Below are 16,466 nucleotides of genomic sequence, written 5' to 3'. Positions count from 1 at the left end.
ACCCCAGTATATACGTAGTAAGGCAGTAGGTCATGGTGGCCGGCCGGCTAGGCGTCCGTAAAACCCACGTCCGGAGTCGTTTACGTGGGCCGCTGATCAGGCGGGTGCGCACCGCGATCAAGATGAGTTCGAGCCGGCCGGCCCGCGCGCAACATGATCGTCGCGATGACCACCAGGCAGATCGCCGCGGCGCCAAGAATCCAGAAGGCGGGATTCGATCCGGGCGCTTGCTGGTCGGTGTGGGAATCGTCGTAGCTATGAGTCGTCGGGGTGGTGATCGTCGGAGAGGGCGCGGGCGACGTCGTTGCGTCGGCGTGAATCGGCACCGACAGCGCGGCGAAGAGAAGGACGGTTGCGGCGACGATCACGACAGGCATCGCAGCCGAGCGCGGCATCATCGCACGAAATAGATCACGGCAAACAATGCGATCCAGACGATGTCCACGAAGTGCCAGTAATACGAGACGACGATCGCTGCTGTTGCTTGGGCGGGGGTGAACTTACTCATTTTAGTGCGCGCCAACAACATCGCGAAGGCGACCAGTCCACCGATCACATGGAGCCCATGAAAACCGGTCGCCAAGTAAAAGACCGACCCGTAGGCGCTGCCGGAGATAGTCGTTCCCTCGCCGACAAGTTTCACGTACTCGTAGCCTTGGCCCAAAACGAAGAACAGCCCCATCAACAACGTGACGGCGTACCACCTGCGCAGACCGAAGACATCGCCGCGCTCGGCCGCGAAGACCCCCATCTGGCAGGTGAATGATGACGCGATCAATACCACCGTCACCGGCACGGCGAGCGCCAGATTGAGTTCTGTCGGCTCTGGCGGCCACGCGTCGGCCTGCGCACGCGCAGTGAAGTACATCGCGAACAGTCCAGCGAAGAACATCAGTTCACTCGACAGCCACACGATGGTGCCGACGGCGACCATGTTGGGTCGGTTCAGTGAGTGAACCTTCGCCGTGATGGCAGTTCCGGTTGTCATGGTGTTCCTCACGGCATGGCCGACTTCATGGTCTACGTATTAAGTACGTACTATGGCATAGAGTCGGCGGCTCGCCAACTGCGTCTCCCCGCGGTGGCGTGACAGCCGCCCATCGTGTCGCTATAACGTTGATCCTGCCAGGACGCTCTAGTGTCGAAGTGCTCCGCGAGGCCCTCGGGTGGGTGTTGACCGCCACGCGTGGACAGGTGGGCCAAACTTCCGTAACCTTCCTGTGATCTACGTAGTAAATACGTATATTCTAAGACTTTCAAGGAGGAGTCGACGTGCGGTACAGCTACGCGCAGCCGGCGTCTCGTACCATCTGGTTTCGGGTGGTCGTGTCTGCCCTGGTGGCCGCGGTGATGCTCGCCGGCGCAAGTTTGGTCAGCGCTGACCCCGCAGCCGACGCGCTTGCGCGTATGAACGAGCTCTCGCGGGAGGCTGAACGGCTGACCGAGCAGATGTACACCGCCGAGATCGACCTGGAATCGAAGACCGCCGCGCACCGCGCAGCCCAAGAGCGCCACCGTGTCGATCTGGCGGCCGCCAGTGCCGCCCAAGGCGAGCTGGCGGGCTATCAGGCCGCGGTCGATGAAGTGGCTGCGGCCGCCTACATGGCCGGATCTACAAGCACTCTAGGGGCAATTCTCGTCGCGCCGTCGCCGCAACGGATGATCGATGACCTCGCTCTGAAGTCTCTGATGGCCGGCCAGATGAGGGACCGAATGACCGCTCACCGCAATGCGATCCTGCGCTCAGATGCTGCTGTACGGGCATCAGAAGCGTCGGCTGTGCAAGCGCGCGCGGCTGCCGCTGAGGCGGCCGCGGTCCGGGCCGATGTGCAGGCTCAACAGAGTCGCCTCAAAGAAAAGATCACCTCAGTGGAGGCCCAATACCAGGCCCTGACTCCACAACAGCGAGTCGTGCTGGCCGACCCTGGGCCTGTTGCCGCGCCCCCCGCCCCTGGGCCTGATCCGGCAATCCTTGCGATGCCCGAGGCGGCCCAACCGCCAGCGTCTCCCGGCGGCGCAACCGTGGCGGTGCAGGCAGCCATGAGCCGCATCGGCTCTCCGTACTCCTGGGGCGCCACCGGGCCGGCAGCGTTCGACTGCTCCGGATTGATCAAATGGGCTTTCCTGCAAGAAGGTAAATCGCTTCCGCGTTCCAGTCAGGCTCTCGCAGCAGGTGGCCAGGACGTGGCGATTAACGCGTTGCAGCCCGGCGATATCGTGACCTTCTACGAAGATGCTTCTCATGCCGGCATCTACATTGGCGAGGGCAACATGGTGCACGCGTCCACCTACGGCACGCCGGTGAAGGTAGCGCCGATATCGTCGGCGCCCATCTACAACGCACGGCGCTACTAGGCCGCAGCTCTAGGGGACGATCAGCGTGCAGCTTGGGGGATTGGGCGAGTTGGAAGCCACGGTGATGGACCGTGTGTGGGCCAGTGTGGAGGGCGTCACGGTGCGTACAGTGTTCGAGGAACTGTCCACAACACGCCAAATTGCCTATACCACGGTACTTTCCACCCTCGACAATCTGCACCGCAAAGGCTGGGTCCGACGCGACCGCGAACACAAGGCATACCGCTACTGGGCGACCATGACTCGCGAGGAGCGCTCCGCGAATCTCATGCGGGCAGCGTTGGAAGCCGGGGGGGATCCGGACGCGGTCTTCGCCTCACTCTTCGCGCAAATGTCCGCCGACGAATCCGCGCAGATGCGCAAAGCGCTACGTCAGGTCGATTCGCGGTAGCGCTAAGCTGCGGCGTTACCCGCCTTCCACTGCTCCCAGGGGATGTTCCAGTCGCCGAGACCGTCGGTGCCGGGCAGCGTGGGCCCGACGGTGTTGATCACGTCGACGATGTCCCCGCGTTTGGTGTTGTCGTAGAACCACTTCGCGTTCTCGGTGCTGGCGTTGAGGCAGCCGTGGCTGACGTTCGTCCGCCCCTGACTGCCCACCGACCAGGGAGCCGCATGGACGAAGATCCCGCTGTAGGACATCCGGGTGGCCCACTTGACCTCGGTGCGGTACCCGTCGGGTGAGTTCACCGGCACGCCGTAGGTCGACGAATCCATCACCATGTCCGCAAGGCGCTCGGCGACGATATAGGTGCCGTTGTCGGTGGGTGAGGAATCCTTGCCCATCGAGATCGGCATCGTCTTGGCCACTTCACCGTTGACACGCACGGTCAGGGTCTTGGTGGCGTCATCGGCGGTGGCGATGACCTCATCGCCGATGGTGAATCGGCTGGTGACATCGTCCTGTCCGAACAGACCGTCGCCCAGATCCACCCCGTAGGTCTTCACCTGTACCTCCACCGTGGTGCCCGGCTTCCAATACTCGGCGGGCCGCCAACGCATCTCACGACCACTGAGCCAATAGAATGCGCCCTCCACCGCAGGAGTGGTGGTCACGGTGACCGCGCGTTGGGCGGCGAGGCGGTTAGGAATGGGCTCGTCGAAGGTCACCGAGATGGGCTGGCCCACGCCGACCACGGCACCGTCATCGGGCATGACGTAGGGCATCGTCAGGTTCTGCGGGGAGTGCGTCTCGAAGGTGGCACTGGTGTGGGTCACCCCGCCCAATCCATAGGCATCGGCGTTCAGTGTGTATTCCTTGTTGTAGCCCAGCGGCTCGGCCGAACGCCAAGAAACGCCGTCGGTGCTCAGCTCGCCCGCGACGACCCGTCCCTGCGCATTCACCAGGGTCACCTCGCCGAGCACGCCGGCCTCGACACTCACCGTCACTGGTTCCTCGACCGTGACCCCGATGTCGCCGTCGGTGACCGAAGCCTGCAATTTAGGGACGAGCAGGTCGCTGTATGGCGTGCCCTTCTCGATCGGCTGCGCCTGCGGGGTGCCTTGCGGCGAGCTGCAGGCGCTCAAACCCAAGACCAGCGCCACCAGCGTGAGGAGCGCGAATAGCGTGGTGAGCGCAGTGCCTCGCATGCGTATCGTGGAAATCGCCCGCCCCATCAAAGCCGTCCTGTCCGTCGCCGAGAATCCGTTGCGCTACCATCCTACGTAGTTGCTACGTATATGCACGTCAGCGGGGAACCATGCCGCTTTAGCGCCACCTAGGGAGTGAACTGTTGCTGACAACGCGCGCTGGCCGTGCCTGGCTGACCGCTTTGGCCGTCATCACCATCCTGGCGGTTGGCGTGGTCTTGCTCATGAACAGCGGTAGCAAGGGTGACGATGCTAACCGCAGTGAAGCAGCGCCCACCGCCGATGCCGGCGGGGTACAGGTTGTGCGCGACAGCAGCCACCGGCTCAACGACCTGCCGGATCCAAAGGTGACTCTCGTCGAGTTCCTGGATTTCGAGTGCGAAGGGTGCCGCGCCGCGTACCCCCTGGTAGAGGAATTGCGCAACCAGTACGGCGATCGTGTCGAGTTCGTGATCCGGTACTTCCCGTTGTCGGGGCATTTCAACGGTGAGCGTGCCGCACGCGCCGTGGAGGCCGCTGCACAACAGGGTCAACTCGAAGCGATGTACCGGAAAATGTACGAGACACAATCGGAGTGGGGCGAGCAGCGCGTGCCGGCTGATGACGTCTTCCGCGGTTTCGCCACCGACCTCAACCTGGACATGGCGGCGTTCGACGCGGCCTACAACGATCCGGCGACGCTGGAACGCATCCGCGTTGACCAGCAGGACGGAGAAAAGCTCGGTGTGATGGGCACACCCACTTTCTTCGTCAACGGCCAGCAGATTGCCCTGCGTCGTGCCGAGGATCTGCGTACCGCCGTCGAGGACGCGCTACAGAACACACCTTGATGACGAAGTGCGACACACGGCCATGTCATGCGGCCGACGGTTTACGGGCCCTGTTAGAGCTGAAACACATGAAAACACCTGTGCGCCGAGGGCTTCGCCTCCTGGTCGGCGCTGCGATGCTGTGGTCGTGGATGATCGCAGTACCGTCGGCCTCGGCAAGCTGCAGTGCTGCGGACCCGCAGTGCGGGCTGCAACAGCGCATCGCGGCCGCCGAGAAATACGTGGCCACCCGTCCGGGAACGGTCGGGTTCGTGCTGCGTGACCGGGTTACCGGCGCGCGCTACCGCAATGCCGCGGCCGGGACGCCGATCTGGACCGCATCGACGATCAAACTGGCGATGGTGGCTGACCTGCTGAGCCGCGAACAGGTCGGCACGCTGCGTCTGACCGCGGCTGACCGGGAACAGATGGCTGCGATGCTGCGCAATTCGGACAATGATGCGGCCGATTCGCTGTGGTCGCGGTACGGCGGGACCAGCAATGTGTTCAACGCGAACTTCGTTCGGTACGGGATGACAAGCGTGCAACCGCAACGCGGGTTCGGCGACGTCTACCCGTACTGGGGCTTTCAGAAGGGCACCGCCGATGACTTCGACGCCCTGATGAACTATGTGCTCACCGGTCTCACGCCGGCCAACGCGGCGGCAGTGGTGGCCGAGATGCAGCGGGTGGACAGCTCGCAGCAGTGGGGGGTGTGGGGCGCCGGGGCCGCGATGAGTCCCGGCAACAAGAACGGCTGGTCGCAGGAGCAGGGCGGGTGGGTGGTCAACTCCGTGGGCTTCGCCGGCCCGGGCCAGCGCTACACCCTGGCCATCATGAACGGCCTCGATGGTGAGGGCGGCTACGACGACGGTGTCGAAACGACCACCGAGCTGTCGCGAATCCTCTTAGGGCCATGACCTTTTGACTCGCAAATGCGGGAGCGCTCCTCTGCGGAAAGCAAGGTTCAGGCGGCGCCCTCGGGGTTCGCGTCCAGTACGACGAGCGTTGTGTGGCATTCTGCCGAGCGAGCGAAGCCATTGAGCTTTCAGGAGACGAGACCGCTAGCCAGGATGACGATGCCAAGACCAATCAGGACGATCGGAAAGAGTATGTGTTCCCAGCGTTCGAGGACTTCGGCGATCGGCCGGCGGGTGGCGACGTACCTGGCGGCAACGACGAGGACAGCGACGAGTACGAGGAACACGACGCAGTAGGCAACGACCGCAGCAGGCCCCACGCTGAGGAAGACAGGGACATAGACGCCGATATTGTCACCGCCATTGGCGAAAGTGACTGCAGCGACGGTCCACACGCCGACGCTTCTGCCTGTGGCGCTCGCATCATCATCGTCGTCACCGTTGCCACGCCACGCCTGCCATGCCCCCCGTAGACCTAGGGCCAGGGGGATCAGGCCGAAGTACGGGATGACCTGTGCGGGAAGAAACGCACCGGCACCCAGTGTCACCAGGACGGCCGCACCCAGAATGCCCGCAAAGCCCAGATACTGCCCAGCGGTAATCCGGACCGTGGTGCCGCGGTGCCCAGCGCCGCGGGCGAAGAACAGCGAGAGCACGATGATGTCGTCGATATTGGTGACAATGAACAGGCCGATGGCCGGCAAAACTGACGACAGGATCATGCCGGTGCGTCCGTGGCAGCGGTGCCTTCTCCTCGGGTCGGCGCATCGTTTTTTTGGTCGATGCGCGTATCGATCACAACGGCGCTATCGGTTCCGTACTGGGGGCACAACACAACGGTGTTCCCTGTCGCTGTTAGCAGCGTCTCTGCTGAGGCCAACAGGTCCATGACTTCGGGTCGGGCCAGTGAGTAGAACATCTGTCGACCTTCGGGACGTCCGATCACCAGGCCGCAGTCCCGCAGGCAGGCGACATGGGCTGAGACCGTGGATTGGGCTAAGCCCAGCTCGCCGGTCAGATCTACCACCCGTGCCTCACCGTCCGACAGGCGGCGGACGATGGCCAGCCGGGCCGTATCGGAGAGACTGCGAAACAACGCCACCGCAGCATCGACACTCGAAGTGTTTCCTGAGCCGCCGCTGCCGAACAGACAGGCACTCTCCTTATTCATCGTCATCTGGCGATGATAACCGGTTAATGGCGATGTATGGGCGGCGGGTTGGTGGCCATCGCGGCGACCCGCCGTCGACGTCGCGTCCTTTTCACCGGCGTCGGCGGCCTCATTTTTTGAACTGTGCGGGCGGTGGGCGGTCGGTGGAGGTTGCTAACCGGTGCTTCGCGTGCGGGACGGTTCGAGAAGCTGGTCGACGGGGGCGTAGTTGTCGGAGAGCGGTGTGGCGTCGCCCACCCACTGGCGCAGAGCTTCTCCTTGCATGACTTTCCATGGCGTTTCTCGAGCGTCGAGACCCGTTTGGATCGCGTCGGAGTCCAGGGCTCGATGGGAGGCGGCGACGACAAAGTTGCCGCCATCGGGTGCGGCCGTCAGATCCAGACCGAGGTCGCGGGGTTCGCCAGCCAGCAGGATGTGATCAAAGGCTTGACTGAGGGTGGCGATTTCGGCGCGCAGGAAAGACAACTCGCCATAGTCGATGAGGTTGGCGACGTATATCCCTGTGGTGTTGAGTGCCGTGCGCACATCAGCGATCGCCTCGGCGGTGGTGAGATGCCACGGCACGCTGACGCCTCCGAAGGCGTCTCCGACAATCAGGTCTTGGCCTCCTGCAGCAAGCCGGCCGACTCCGAGTCTGCCGTCTTCGACGCGGACATCGATGCCAGTATCGGATTTCAGGCCGAGCTCGTCGCGGTCGGCGCGCGCCACGCCCCCGTCGATCTCAGAGACAAGGCTGCGCGTCCCGGGCCGGGTGGCTGCGAGATACCGCGGAAAGGTGAGCCCGCCGCCTCCGAGGTGGTAGGCCGTCAGCGGCTCACCCGCAGGGAACGCGGCATCGACCACCGAGGCAAGCCCGCGTACATACATGAATTGCAGGTAAGTCGGGTCATCGAGATCGATGTAGGAGTGATTCAACCCGTCTAAGACCAGAGTTCGGCCAGTGTCGCGTTCGGGGTCGGCCACCACTCGCAAGCAGTGATATTGGGTTTCCGCATCGCAGCCTCCGGGAGCGACGTAGTCGGCGAGACCGCCGACGATGAGGACCAGCGCGAGCCCGGCAGTCCTGGCGCGGTTGCGGCGGCGCATTCGCCACTCGACGACGACTGCGCCCAGAACCAATAACGACCCGAGTCCGATCAGGATGGCACTGACCGGCAACCGCGAAATCAGGACAAACCCAGTGAGCACTGTGCCGGCGATAGCGCCCACAGTGCCGAGTCCGGAAAGCTGTCCGACGACCGTTCCGGTCTGATCCAGCGTGGTCAGGCGCAGCTTCGTCACCATCGGTGTCACCGCGGACAGCAGGGCGCCCGGAATCAGGATGGTCATCGCCGCCACAATGAGTAGCAGTGGCGGCGCCCACTCCGCCGCCATGCGCAGCACTGCGGGAGTGAGCGCGACGACGGCACCAGATGCGCCGAGCGCGGGTCCTATGAGCTGGCGCGGGTCAGTGCGGTCGGACATGCGTCCGCCTGCCCAGGATCCGAGAGCTATTGCTGCGAGCGCGATTCCGATGACGAGAGTGCTGGTTTCCAGTGTGAGGCCGAGGTAGGGGGCCAGCAGTCGCAGGGCGGTGATCTCGACCACCAACACTGCGGCCGACGAAATGACCACCAGCGCTGCCGCGGCGCGGGAACCCAGATTCGGTAGGGGCGCGGGCTCGGACTGCTCGTGGGGCAGAGCGTTCGGTCCGGTCACCAGTCCATCTTCGCAAACACGAGCCAGATCAAGGCCACGAGGTTGAACCCGCCTGAAGGCGAACGGCGAGGGTCAGCAGAGCGCCACGCCTGCCTGTCATTGCAGCTTGACACCGCGGAAAGCGCTGATGGGAGCGATACCGAACATCTCATGGAAGGCCCTGTTGGCATGCGAGCTGTCGCTGAACCCGGCCGCGTGAGCTGCATCGGTGATCGTGCCACCGTTCCGTGCTACCTCCATCGTGCGGATTAACCGAGCCCACCGCACATAGGCCGAAAGCGACAATCCGACATCGCGGGCGAACAGACGGCCCAACCGGTCGGGGGACAGGTACACGGCAGCGGCCATTCCAGTGAGTCGTATCGGTCCGGTGATCAGTTGTGGGATGAGTGCGACAACCTGCTGCACACCGGGGTGAACGAACTCATCCGGGGCCGCGCTGGTGCGGGTATGGCCGAGCAGTGTTCGCAACACGGCGTCGGCGGCGCCCGAAAGATGTTCTTGAACAGCACTATTCGGGCTCAGCGTTGCAGCGGCGGTGGTCCAGGACGAGCAGGACGCGCGCGTCTGCTTGTCGACGAGCGCGCTCACTGAGCGCCCAACGGAGGTGGTGGGTTCTAGATACACCATCAGGCCGGTTGTGTCTGCGGCATCGAGGGCGTGCGCCGTACCAGCGGGAATGATTCCAGCTAGGGCGCTCGCGCGCTGACCGCGGGCATCGGTGAAGAGAAGCGGAGTGGCGTCTGTGGCCACGGCGATCTGTACCGCCGCGTGGGCGTGATGATGCGCTGTGCCCAAGCGGCCACGATAGATCAGCCGACCCGGTTCGATCACAGCCTGACCGGACCATTGCATGCGGCTCAGTATGGCGTGTCGGATTCCGCTACGGCTAGCACGGGTTGCGCCGAGCTGAAGTCGACGGATCTGTACATGCGGGATAGTGGCTGTGGGCGAAACACTGCTTGCATGGTGAAATCTATTGTTCGGTACGGCTATCCGCCGCTGATGCTGTTGGGGGTCAACGGGGCCGCGATTGGTTTGGCGCAGGCCCCGTGGGCTGAGCTGTGGATGGCAGGTTTGATCTTGTTCGCGATTGCGGTGTCGTTCGCGGCTGAGCATCTCCTGCCCTACAACGAGCAGTGGAACGACACGGTCGGTGATGGCGGCCGCGACGTAGCACACGCGATGGTCAACGAAGTAGCGCTGCTTGCGACTGTGCTGGTGATTCCCGTGCTGACCGTGCTCTCGCCATTCAGTGTTGCGTGGCCGGCTGCGGTTTCCTTTCCTGTACAGGTGCTGCTCGCTGTCGTGGTTACCGACGTGGGGGTAACGCTGGTACATATGGCAAGCCACCGGGTGGGCTGGCTGTGGCGGTTCCACTCTGTGCATCACAGCGTCAAGCGGTTCTACGGGTTCAACGGTCTGATGAAACATCCGCTCCACGGAGCGCTCGAGTTGGCGGTCGCCACCACGCCGCTTCTCATACTGGGTATGCCCAAGGCGGTCGCCGAAGCACTTACGGTATGCATTGCTGTCCAACTGCTTTTGCAGCACTCCAATGCTGACTACCGGGTTGGGCCTCTACGAAAGGTCCTGGCGCTCAATGAGGGGCACCGCTTCCACCATCTGAAGTGGGCAGGGGTCGGCGATGTGAACTTCGGCTTGTTCACCCTGATGTGGGACCACTTGCTACACACGTTTTCATACGATCCGCGCCGCCTTTTCCGCGCCGACGATCTCGGTATCGCTGCCAAGCCGAAGTACCCGGTCGGTTACCTCGCGCAACTTGCCGAGCCTTTTCGTGCCAGCGGCGCGTGCCACTTCGTGGCTGACGCCGACGATCAATCGGCTCGACCTGCTGACGGCCGGTCGAGCGCCACACCTCAGTTGGGTAACTGAGGTGTGGGTGTGGACTCCTGCCCGCCGAACCCCTGGCAGATAAACCGCTGCCAAACCGGGGCCACCCGCGGTACTGCGTATCTTTCCTGCAAACCTCGCGGGTAGGTCATCGCTTTGCTGTGTAGTCGGTGGTAGACAAGTTCGACCGATAGTCGGTACCGACGAGATGGCACCGGCGCTGGCGGCGCGAACAGAGCGGAGGCCAATTCCATGGGAAGGGCCAGTTGGTGTAGCCCCGGTTGGGCGGTTCCACGCCGGCTCGTCGCCCGAGGACCACGATGAGCGCACCACCGGTCATTTTGATGGCCACCGACGTGGGTCTGTGGATGGCCTTGCCGGCCTTCGTCCCAGCATTTGTGGTCGCCGGCGTGGTTGCTTTCGTCATCCGTCGTGACCGCCGCCGTCCGCCGGATCCACTCGTGCCGGAAGCGCCGCCCTCAGCGGCGGAAGGACAGTGATGAACAATCGCCGACAGAAATTCCGCAGCTCTATCGCCGCGACGACATGCGCCTTCGTAATTGGTTGCGGCGCACCACCGGAAGCCTCTCAGACGACGGGCAGTCCGACCCCCGGCGAGACCACGGTCACGCAGTCGAGCCAGGGTCCCGCCACCGCTTCGGCAGCTGCAGAAGACACAGCTAGCACCGTGATCAATGTTGGCATTGCCGGCGGCGTCGTGACTCCGACGAATGGCCAGGCCCAAGCTGTTGCCGGTCGACCGATCGTGTTGATGATCGACAGCGACGTCGCAGATCAACTTCACGTGCATTCGGTGCCGGAGTACACCTTTGACATCCAGGCCGGTTCCGGACAGAAGTTCGAGTTCACCGTCGATGTTCCCGGCCGGGTAGATGTAGAACTCCACGATCTTGATCGCACGGTTTTGACGATCGAAGTCCGGCCATAACGGTGCGCCAAAGCGTTACCGTGCTCGCGCACGGCGTGGGCGGCTCCACCGATCTGCCGGTGCCACTGTCATTCGCCCTGATCGGCGCGGCCTGGGCCCTGACCGCAACTTTCGCCATCGTGGCGCTGGCATGGAGAAAACCTCGCTTTGACCCCGCCCATTCTGGACATGAGCTGCCTGCATGGGTGACCCGCGTCGTGGACTCCGCGGCAGTGCGCTGGACCGCGGCGACGGCGGCACTGTTGTTCACCATCTGGGTGGCCGCGTCGTCGGTATGGGGCCCCACAGGAAGCGGCAATCCACTCCCCGGTGTGTTCTACGTGCTTCTGTGGGTTGGGTTGGTCGCCATTTCGGTGTGCGTGGGACCTTTGTGGCGAATCATCTCGCCGGTACGCACCGTTTATCGTCTGGCCGGCATGGCGCGCCATGGAAACGGGGAGTCGTTGCCACGGCGAAAATACCCAGAATTATGGGGATTTTGGCCAGCGGTATTGGGGCTATTCGCGTTCGTCTGGCTAGAACTAGCCGCCCCCGATCCGGGGTCTACGTCGGCAATCAAAGCCTGGCTGTTGATTTACGCCCTAGTCATGGGTCTCGGGGCATGCGTGTACGGCTCGCAGTGGTTCTCGCGAGCAGATCCGTTCGAGGTGTACAGCGTTGCGGTCTCTCGGCTCGCACCTTTTGCCCGCAATGCCGGTACAGGACGGGTCTCGTTGATCAACCCCCTCGATCACCTGCCCACAATGCCCGTCCGGCCGGGGACAGTGGCGGTCCTAGCGGTGCTGCTCGGGTCGACTGCCTTCGACAGCTTCTCCCAATCACCGACCTTCAGGAACTTCGTCGATCGCCATGCTTCCTCGCTACCGGTACTCAGCGACAGCGCAGGGGCTTCGTTGGTGCGAACCGTAGGACTGCTCACCTTCGTTTCGGTTGTAGGAGTTACATTTTGCGGTGCCGCACGGGCTACAGGTGGGGTCGATCGGAAGCAGCGTCAGCAGTTGCCGGGACAACTGGCCCACTCACTGATCCCCATCGTTGTTGGCTACATTTTCGCCCACTATCTGTCGTACCTGGTCGAGCGCGGGCAGGAAACGGTGGTTCGGCTCGCTGACCCCTTGGGACGGGGATGGCATCTGTTTGGTCTCGACAGGACCGACGTCTGGTACGTGCTCTCTGAGCACCCCTCGGTGCTGTGGACCATCAAAGTGGCATGCGTGGTCGTCGGCCACATCGTGGCGGTCATCGCTGCACACGACAAGGCGCTGCAGGTCCTCCCTGTGCGGCATCAAATCAGCGGTCAACTCGCCATGATGCTCACTATGGTCGGCTACACCTTCGTGGGGCTCTACCTCTTATTCGGCGGCTAAGACAGCGACCGGGCACGAAGCAGTGGGGCAACGGCGCCTGCCTGCATGCGCAACTCAGACAGTCGTGGAACTTCGACCGAGTCCAGGGATGAAGCGTCCCACCCGGCTGGTGTATTCCGCGTAATGCAAGCCGTGCGTCCGCCGTAGATAGGGCTCTTCAACTATCCGCACCTGTAGCTCAATGGACGTGGCCAAGGTGGCGAAGGCGAGCAACGCCAACCCATTCGGAGCGAGGAGCGCTACACCGGCTCCGAAGATCAGCATGGCGGTAAAGATGGGGTTTCGAACCAGTTTGAAGACCCCATTGTCGATCAGTCGGGTAGTTTCGCTGGCGTCGACGCCGATGCGCCATGACTCGCCCATCGACTCCTGCGCTAACAGTGTCCCGGCGATGCCCAGGATCGCTGCGAAAGCTCCTAGCGTGTGCACCGCCCAATGATCAAGCCAGGCCACTGGCGACAGCACACCCAACCATTGCAGCAGGGGGGCCAGAGCGCCCAGCAAGATCGCCACCACGAATCCGGCGCCGGCGAGCCACTCCAACGATCCGGGGCGGCCGTGAAAACCCCGCATGCCTGTCGAACCCGTGAGGCGCCATTGGCGATAACTACGCCATCCGAAGCCCGAGACGATGAATATCCCGTAAAGAGCAAGTGCTGCGGTTGCCATATCGCGAGTTCCTCAGTGGTCGAGGCGGCGGTTCTGGAAGCCTGCGCCGGTCGCTGTGGTTCATCAGGCTTTCCGTGCTTCTTTCGTGGCTCCGCGGCCACGCTAAGGATACATAGCGATATGCGCATATGTCTATACTAATATGGGAATGCGCCCGGGCATCGGACTGAGTGGCCTGCAAACGCCAGACCGACGGCGGGCCCACGACTGGCACCACCGTACCGTTCCGACTTTTGCCACTTAGATGACCGAAATCGCTCCGCCATCTCGGTGACTATCATGGAAAAGGCGCCGCTAGAAGCGGTGACGTTCGCCATCCAGTTTGACAATCGACACTGACTGTCGATAGTCAAACTCGATGGCAATTCGTCATTTGAGATGGCAACCGATGGCAACGTTGCTATCTGGATGACAAGTTATGTAGCCGACCTTGGTGTCGTCAGACCGATAGGCTCGGTGGGGCAAATTCCCGCTGTCGATTGCCAAAGAAGTGATCGGCAATTTGCCATACCAGCCGCCCCCCCGCCGCTGCTGTCGATAGTCAAAGTGGATGTCATTTGGTCATTTGAGATGTCACCAGATGTCGCAGATGACACTTCGATGATGAAGGCCTTAGCCGCCCTCCGTATCGCCCCCAGGGGTGGTGGATGCGGAGGCGCCACGTTGTGATGGGCGTTGATTTAGACGCCACCTGTCTCAGTCGTCTATTGATCGATCATCAGACGCATAATCGGGGCTGTCGCGGTCGCTATTACATGGGCGTGCTCCCGTCCAGTTTCGGTCGACAGGCAGATGACAACCCATCGGTGGCGACCGTGCGGCGGTTAGACGGCCTTGTGGACGGATCTGGAGGCGTCCGCATGCAAGTCCGTGATTCGGGTGTCGGCGATGGTCTCTGCGAAGGTGGTGCCGAACAACCCTGCGGGAGTGTGAAATCCGGGATGATGTTCACCGCCGAGAACACGGCGTGCGGCCTCAGTGGCGGCCAGGGGGGTGAAGGTGTATCCGTTGACGGTGTCGAGGACCGAGCGCGCCACCGTGCCGTCCGCTCCAGTGACTTCCACGGCGGCGTGGTAGCGGTTGGCTGTCCGCTGCTGGGCTGAGGGGCCTTCGGGAAGGGCAGCGAGGTCGCCTTGGGGGAAGGCGTCTCCGGATACGTGCACGAAGGTCTCGATGTGGGGGATGGCTGTGGCCCACCAGATGGTCACCAGGTCGGGAAGTGTTGTCGCAGAGCAGGATGTCGGTCCGCGCCCGAAGTCGAAGTCGCGTCGATCGTCAGGGTTGCGGGCCATGAGGTGACCGTCGAGGCGTTGCAGGCAGTCTGTGGTGAGATTCTGGGCGGCGCTGATGGCTGATCCCCGTGACATCGATCCGGCCACGTGTAGCGCGATGTGCAGGTGCTGAGGATTGTTGACGCGTTGTGCGGCGTGGCCGGCGAGGCAGCCGAGCATGGCGACGCTGCCGCCACTTCCGGGAAGGAACATGACTCCGGCGTCGCGAGCGGTCGCGTCGAGTTCTTCGGCCATGTGGTATCCGTCGAGTTCGGCGGCGATGTCGAGGTAGTGGGTGTGTGTGCGGATCGAGGCTTCCATGAGTGGTCGCGCGGTTCGCATGAACGGTCCGGCGCAGTTGAGGATGACGGTGATGTCCGACAGTGCGGCGTCGATGGCGTCGTCGTTGTCGAGGTCAAACGTTCGATGGTCGGCCCCGAGTTCGTCGGCCAGTGCTGAGACGCAAGTGTGGTTCCGCCCGCCCAGGACGAGATCGAACCCGGCTGCGGCGGCGTGTTCGGCAGCCATGCGGCCGGTGTAGCCGGTGGCTCCGTAGATCATCAGTGTGGGCATGATCAGTGCTGCCAACTCTTGTAGACGAATTCGAGGCTGTAGCCGTCGGGATCCAGCACGTTGGCTGCGTAGTAGCGCGGGTCGTAGTGCATCCGCGCTCCGGGTTGTCCGTTGTCGGAGGCGCCGGCGGACATGGCGGCCACGTAGGCGGCGTCGACCTGCGCTGTGCTGTCGGCGACGAATCCCACGTGGGCGGCGTGGCCGTCGGCCGTTCCGCGGCGCAGCCAGAAGATCATCCGCCCATGGGCGCCGAAACCTTTCAGGTCGGGGTGCCCTGGTGGGCCGTCCTTTCCGTCGTAGTCCAAGCGGGTGGTGATGCCCAGTGGCGCAAGTGTTGCGGTGTAGAAGTCGATGGAGCGATTCAGATCGCTCACCGACAAGAAGATGTGATCCAGCATGTCCGTGGTCTCTTTCCCCGTTAGATGTTGAAGCCGCCGGCGACTTCAATGTTCTGGGCGTTGATCCAGCGGTTGTCGTCGGCCAGGAGACTGGCTACAGCGGTGCCCACCTCCTCCGGTTCGCCCACGCGTCCTAGTGCGGTCTGGGCGGCAAGCAGGTTCTCGGATTCGTCGTTGAGGCCGCCGCCGAGTTCGGTGCGGATGGCTCCCGGGGAGATGGAGTTGGCGCGGATGCGGCGGTCGCCGAGTTCCTTGGCCAGGTACCGGGTGAGCACTTCGAGTCCGCCTTTGAAGCTGGCGTAGGGCGCTACTCCGGCGGTGGCCACGCGGGTGGTGGCGCTGGTCATGTTCACGATGTGGCCGCCGTCTGCGATGAGTGGCAGCAGAGTCTGGGTGAGGAAGAACGGTCCTTTGAGGTGGACATTGAACAGTCCGTCGAACTGTGCTTCGGTGACGGTGGTGATCGGGTTGTAGAGGCCGCAGCCGGCGTTATTGACCAGGTAGTCGAATGTGGTTCGGCCCCAAGTGGTTTGAAGTGCAGCGCGGACGTCCTCACCGAATGCCGGGAACGACGTGTTGTCTGCGACGTCGAGTTTCAATGCGACCGCGGTGCCGCCGGCTTCGGTGATGCGGTCGACGACGCCGGCAGCGCCGTCGGGATTGCTGTTGTAGGTGAGGATGACGCCGATGCCGCGGCGGGTGCAGGCCAGTGCGGTCGCTGCGCCGATACCGCGGCTGCCTCCGGTGATCAGGACGATGCTCATGGTGTGCCTTTCTCAAGTGGTGGTGACGCTGAGTCAACCAGCGTCGCCACTGCTGGGGAAGGGTGCGTCTTCCTGGGT

The 16,466-nt window shown here is 63.1% G+C and carries 19 protein-coding genes; 8 read left to right on the top strand and 11 right to left on the bottom strand.

The genetic code is table 11. The annotated features are described in order from the left end of the window. Positions 1-80: 80 nt before the first annotated feature. Entirely contained in the window at positions 81-377 is a 297-nt protein-coding gene (locus EXE63_RS12920) for a hypothetical protein (RefSeq protein WP_234811754.1), read from the bottom strand. A 17-nt stretch (positions 378-394) separates the two neighbouring features. After that, the gene (ctaE, locus tag EXE63_RS12915) at positions 395-988 is read right to left on the bottom strand and encodes an aa3-type cytochrome oxidase subunit III (protein ID WP_062657356.1); all 594 of its coding nucleotides are present in this window, start codon (positions 986-988) and stop codon (positions 395-397) included. A 284-nt stretch (positions 989-1,272) separates the two neighbouring features. On the opposite strand from ctaE, the gene ripC reads away from it, so the two are divergent. Then, positions 1,273-2,355, top strand: a complete 1,083-nt coding sequence (gene ripC / locus EXE63_RS12910) for a peptidoglycan hydrolase RipC (RefSeq protein ID WP_409365974.1) — start codon at positions 1,273-1,275, stop codon at positions 2,353-2,355. A gap of 64 nt (positions 2,356-2,419) precedes the next feature. After that, positions 2,420-2,746 carry a BlaI/MecI/CopY family transcriptional regulator gene (locus tag EXE63_RS12905; protein WP_234811753.1) on the top strand — a complete coding sequence of 109 codons (327 nt, stop codon included), beginning with the start codon at positions 2,420-2,422 and terminating at the stop codon, positions 2,744-2,746. Positions 2,747-2,748: 2 nt separating this feature from the next. On the opposite strand, the gene EXE63_RS12900 is transcribed toward EXE63_RS12905, so the two are convergent. Beyond that, entirely contained in the window at positions 2,749-3,942 is a 1,194-nt protein-coding gene (locus tag EXE63_RS12900) for a L,D-transpeptidase (RefSeq protein ID WP_062657358.1), read from the bottom strand. A 143-nt stretch (positions 3,943-4,085) separates the two neighbouring features. Here EXE63_RS12900 and EXE63_RS12895 point away from each other — a divergent pair, with 143 nt between their 5' ends. Further along, on the top strand, positions 4,086-4,772 hold the full coding sequence (locus tag EXE63_RS12895) for a DsbA family protein (RefSeq protein ID WP_234904474.1): 687 nt from the start codon (positions 4,086-4,088) through the stop codon (positions 4,770-4,772). Between the two features lie 131 nt (positions 4,773-4,903). Then, positions 4,904-5,671, top strand: coding sequence for a serine hydrolase (locus EXE63_RS12890; RefSeq protein ID WP_062657369.1), 768 nt, complete (start codon positions 4,904-4,906; stop codon positions 5,669-5,671). A 128-nt stretch (positions 5,672-5,799) separates the two neighbouring features. On the opposite strand, the gene EXE63_RS12885 is transcribed toward EXE63_RS12890, so the two are convergent. The 4 genes from EXE63_RS12885 to EXE63_RS12870 form a co-directional block, all read right to left on the bottom strand. Beyond that, the gene (locus EXE63_RS12885) at positions 5,800-6,393 is read right to left on the bottom strand and encodes a cadmium resistance transporter (RefSeq protein WP_062657359.1); all 594 of its coding nucleotides are present in this window, start codon (positions 6,391-6,393) and stop codon (positions 5,800-5,802) included. Beyond that, positions 6,390-6,848, bottom strand: a complete 459-nt coding sequence (locus tag EXE63_RS12880; protein ID WP_062657360.1) for an ArsR/SmtB family transcription factor — start codon at positions 6,846-6,848, stop codon at positions 6,390-6,392. The genes EXE63_RS12885 and EXE63_RS12880 overlap by 4 nt, the downstream gene beginning before the upstream one ends. 147 nt (positions 6,849-6,995) lie before the next feature. Continuing rightward, positions 6,996-8,429 (bottom strand): fused MFS/spermidine synthase, encoded by a 1,434-nt coding sequence (locus EXE63_RS12875; RefSeq protein ID WP_168142288.1) that lies wholly within the window; start codon positions 8,427-8,429, stop codon positions 6,996-6,998. A 207-nt stretch (positions 8,430-8,636) separates the two neighbouring features. Further along, positions 8,637-9,395: an AraC family transcriptional regulator gene (locus EXE63_RS12870; protein ID WP_062657362.1), complete on the bottom strand. Its 759-nt coding sequence runs from the start codon at positions 9,393-9,395 to the stop codon at positions 8,637-8,639. Between the two features lie 111 nt (positions 9,396-9,506). Here EXE63_RS12870 and EXE63_RS12865 point away from each other — a divergent pair, with 111 nt between their 5' ends. From EXE63_RS12865 to EXE63_RS12850, 4 genes are all read left to right on the top strand, one after another. Beyond that, the gene (locus EXE63_RS12865; protein ID WP_062657363.1) at positions 9,507-10,439 is read left to right on the top strand and encodes a sterol desaturase family protein; all 933 of its coding nucleotides are present in this window, start codon (positions 9,507-9,509) and stop codon (positions 10,437-10,439) included. Between the two features lie 278 nt (positions 10,440-10,717). Continuing rightward, positions 10,718-10,897, top strand: coding sequence for a hypothetical protein (locus tag EXE63_RS12860; protein ID WP_131805313.1), 180 nt, complete (start codon positions 10,718-10,720; stop codon positions 10,895-10,897). After that, positions 10,897-11,346 carry a hypothetical protein gene (locus EXE63_RS12855; RefSeq protein ID WP_062657364.1) on the top strand — a complete coding sequence of 150 codons (450 nt, stop codon included), beginning with the start codon at positions 10,897-10,899 and terminating at the stop codon, positions 11,344-11,346. Before EXE63_RS12860 ends, EXE63_RS12855 begins: the two co-directional genes overlap by 1 nt. Further along, positions 11,343-12,713 (top strand): hypothetical protein, encoded by a 1,371-nt coding sequence (locus EXE63_RS12850; RefSeq protein ID WP_084395209.1) that lies wholly within the window; start codon positions 11,343-11,345, stop codon positions 12,711-12,713. The genes EXE63_RS12855 and EXE63_RS12850 overlap by 4 nt, the downstream gene beginning before the upstream one ends. A 54-nt stretch (positions 12,714-12,767) precedes the next feature. On the opposite strand, the gene EXE63_RS12845 is transcribed toward EXE63_RS12850, so the two are convergent. The 4 genes from EXE63_RS12845 to EXE63_RS12830 all read right to left on the bottom strand — a co-directional run bounded on the left by EXE63_RS12845 (position 12,768) and on the right by EXE63_RS12830 (position 16,388). Next, a complete protein-coding gene (locus tag EXE63_RS12845; protein WP_168142287.1) occupies positions 12,768-13,382 on the bottom strand; it encodes a methyltransferase family protein in 615 nt (204 codons plus the stop codon). A gap of 824 nt (positions 13,383-14,206) precedes the next feature. Next, entirely contained in the window at positions 14,207-15,226 is a 1,020-nt protein-coding gene (locus tag EXE63_RS12840; protein ID WP_168142286.1) for a saccharopine dehydrogenase family protein, read from the bottom strand. A gap of 2 nt (positions 15,227-15,228) precedes the next feature. Continuing rightward, positions 15,229-15,600, bottom strand: a complete 372-nt coding sequence (locus EXE63_RS12835) for a VOC family protein (protein ID WP_234904473.1) — start codon at positions 15,598-15,600, stop codon at positions 15,229-15,231. 44 nt (positions 15,601-15,644) lie between these two features. Continuing rightward, positions 15,645-16,388: an SDR family NAD(P)-dependent oxidoreductase gene (locus EXE63_RS12830; RefSeq protein ID WP_168142284.1), complete on the bottom strand. Its 744-nt coding sequence runs from the start codon at positions 16,386-16,388 to the stop codon at positions 15,645-15,647. Between the last annotated feature and the right edge of the window lie 78 nt (positions 16,389-16,466).

The sequence above is a fragment of the Mycolicibacterium frederiksbergense genome (assembly GCF_012223425.1).
Lineage (GTDB): Bacteria > Actinomycetota > Actinomycetes > Mycobacteriales > Mycobacteriaceae > Mycobacterium > Mycobacterium frederiksbergense.
This window is presented reverse-complemented; position numbering and strand designations above follow the sequence as displayed.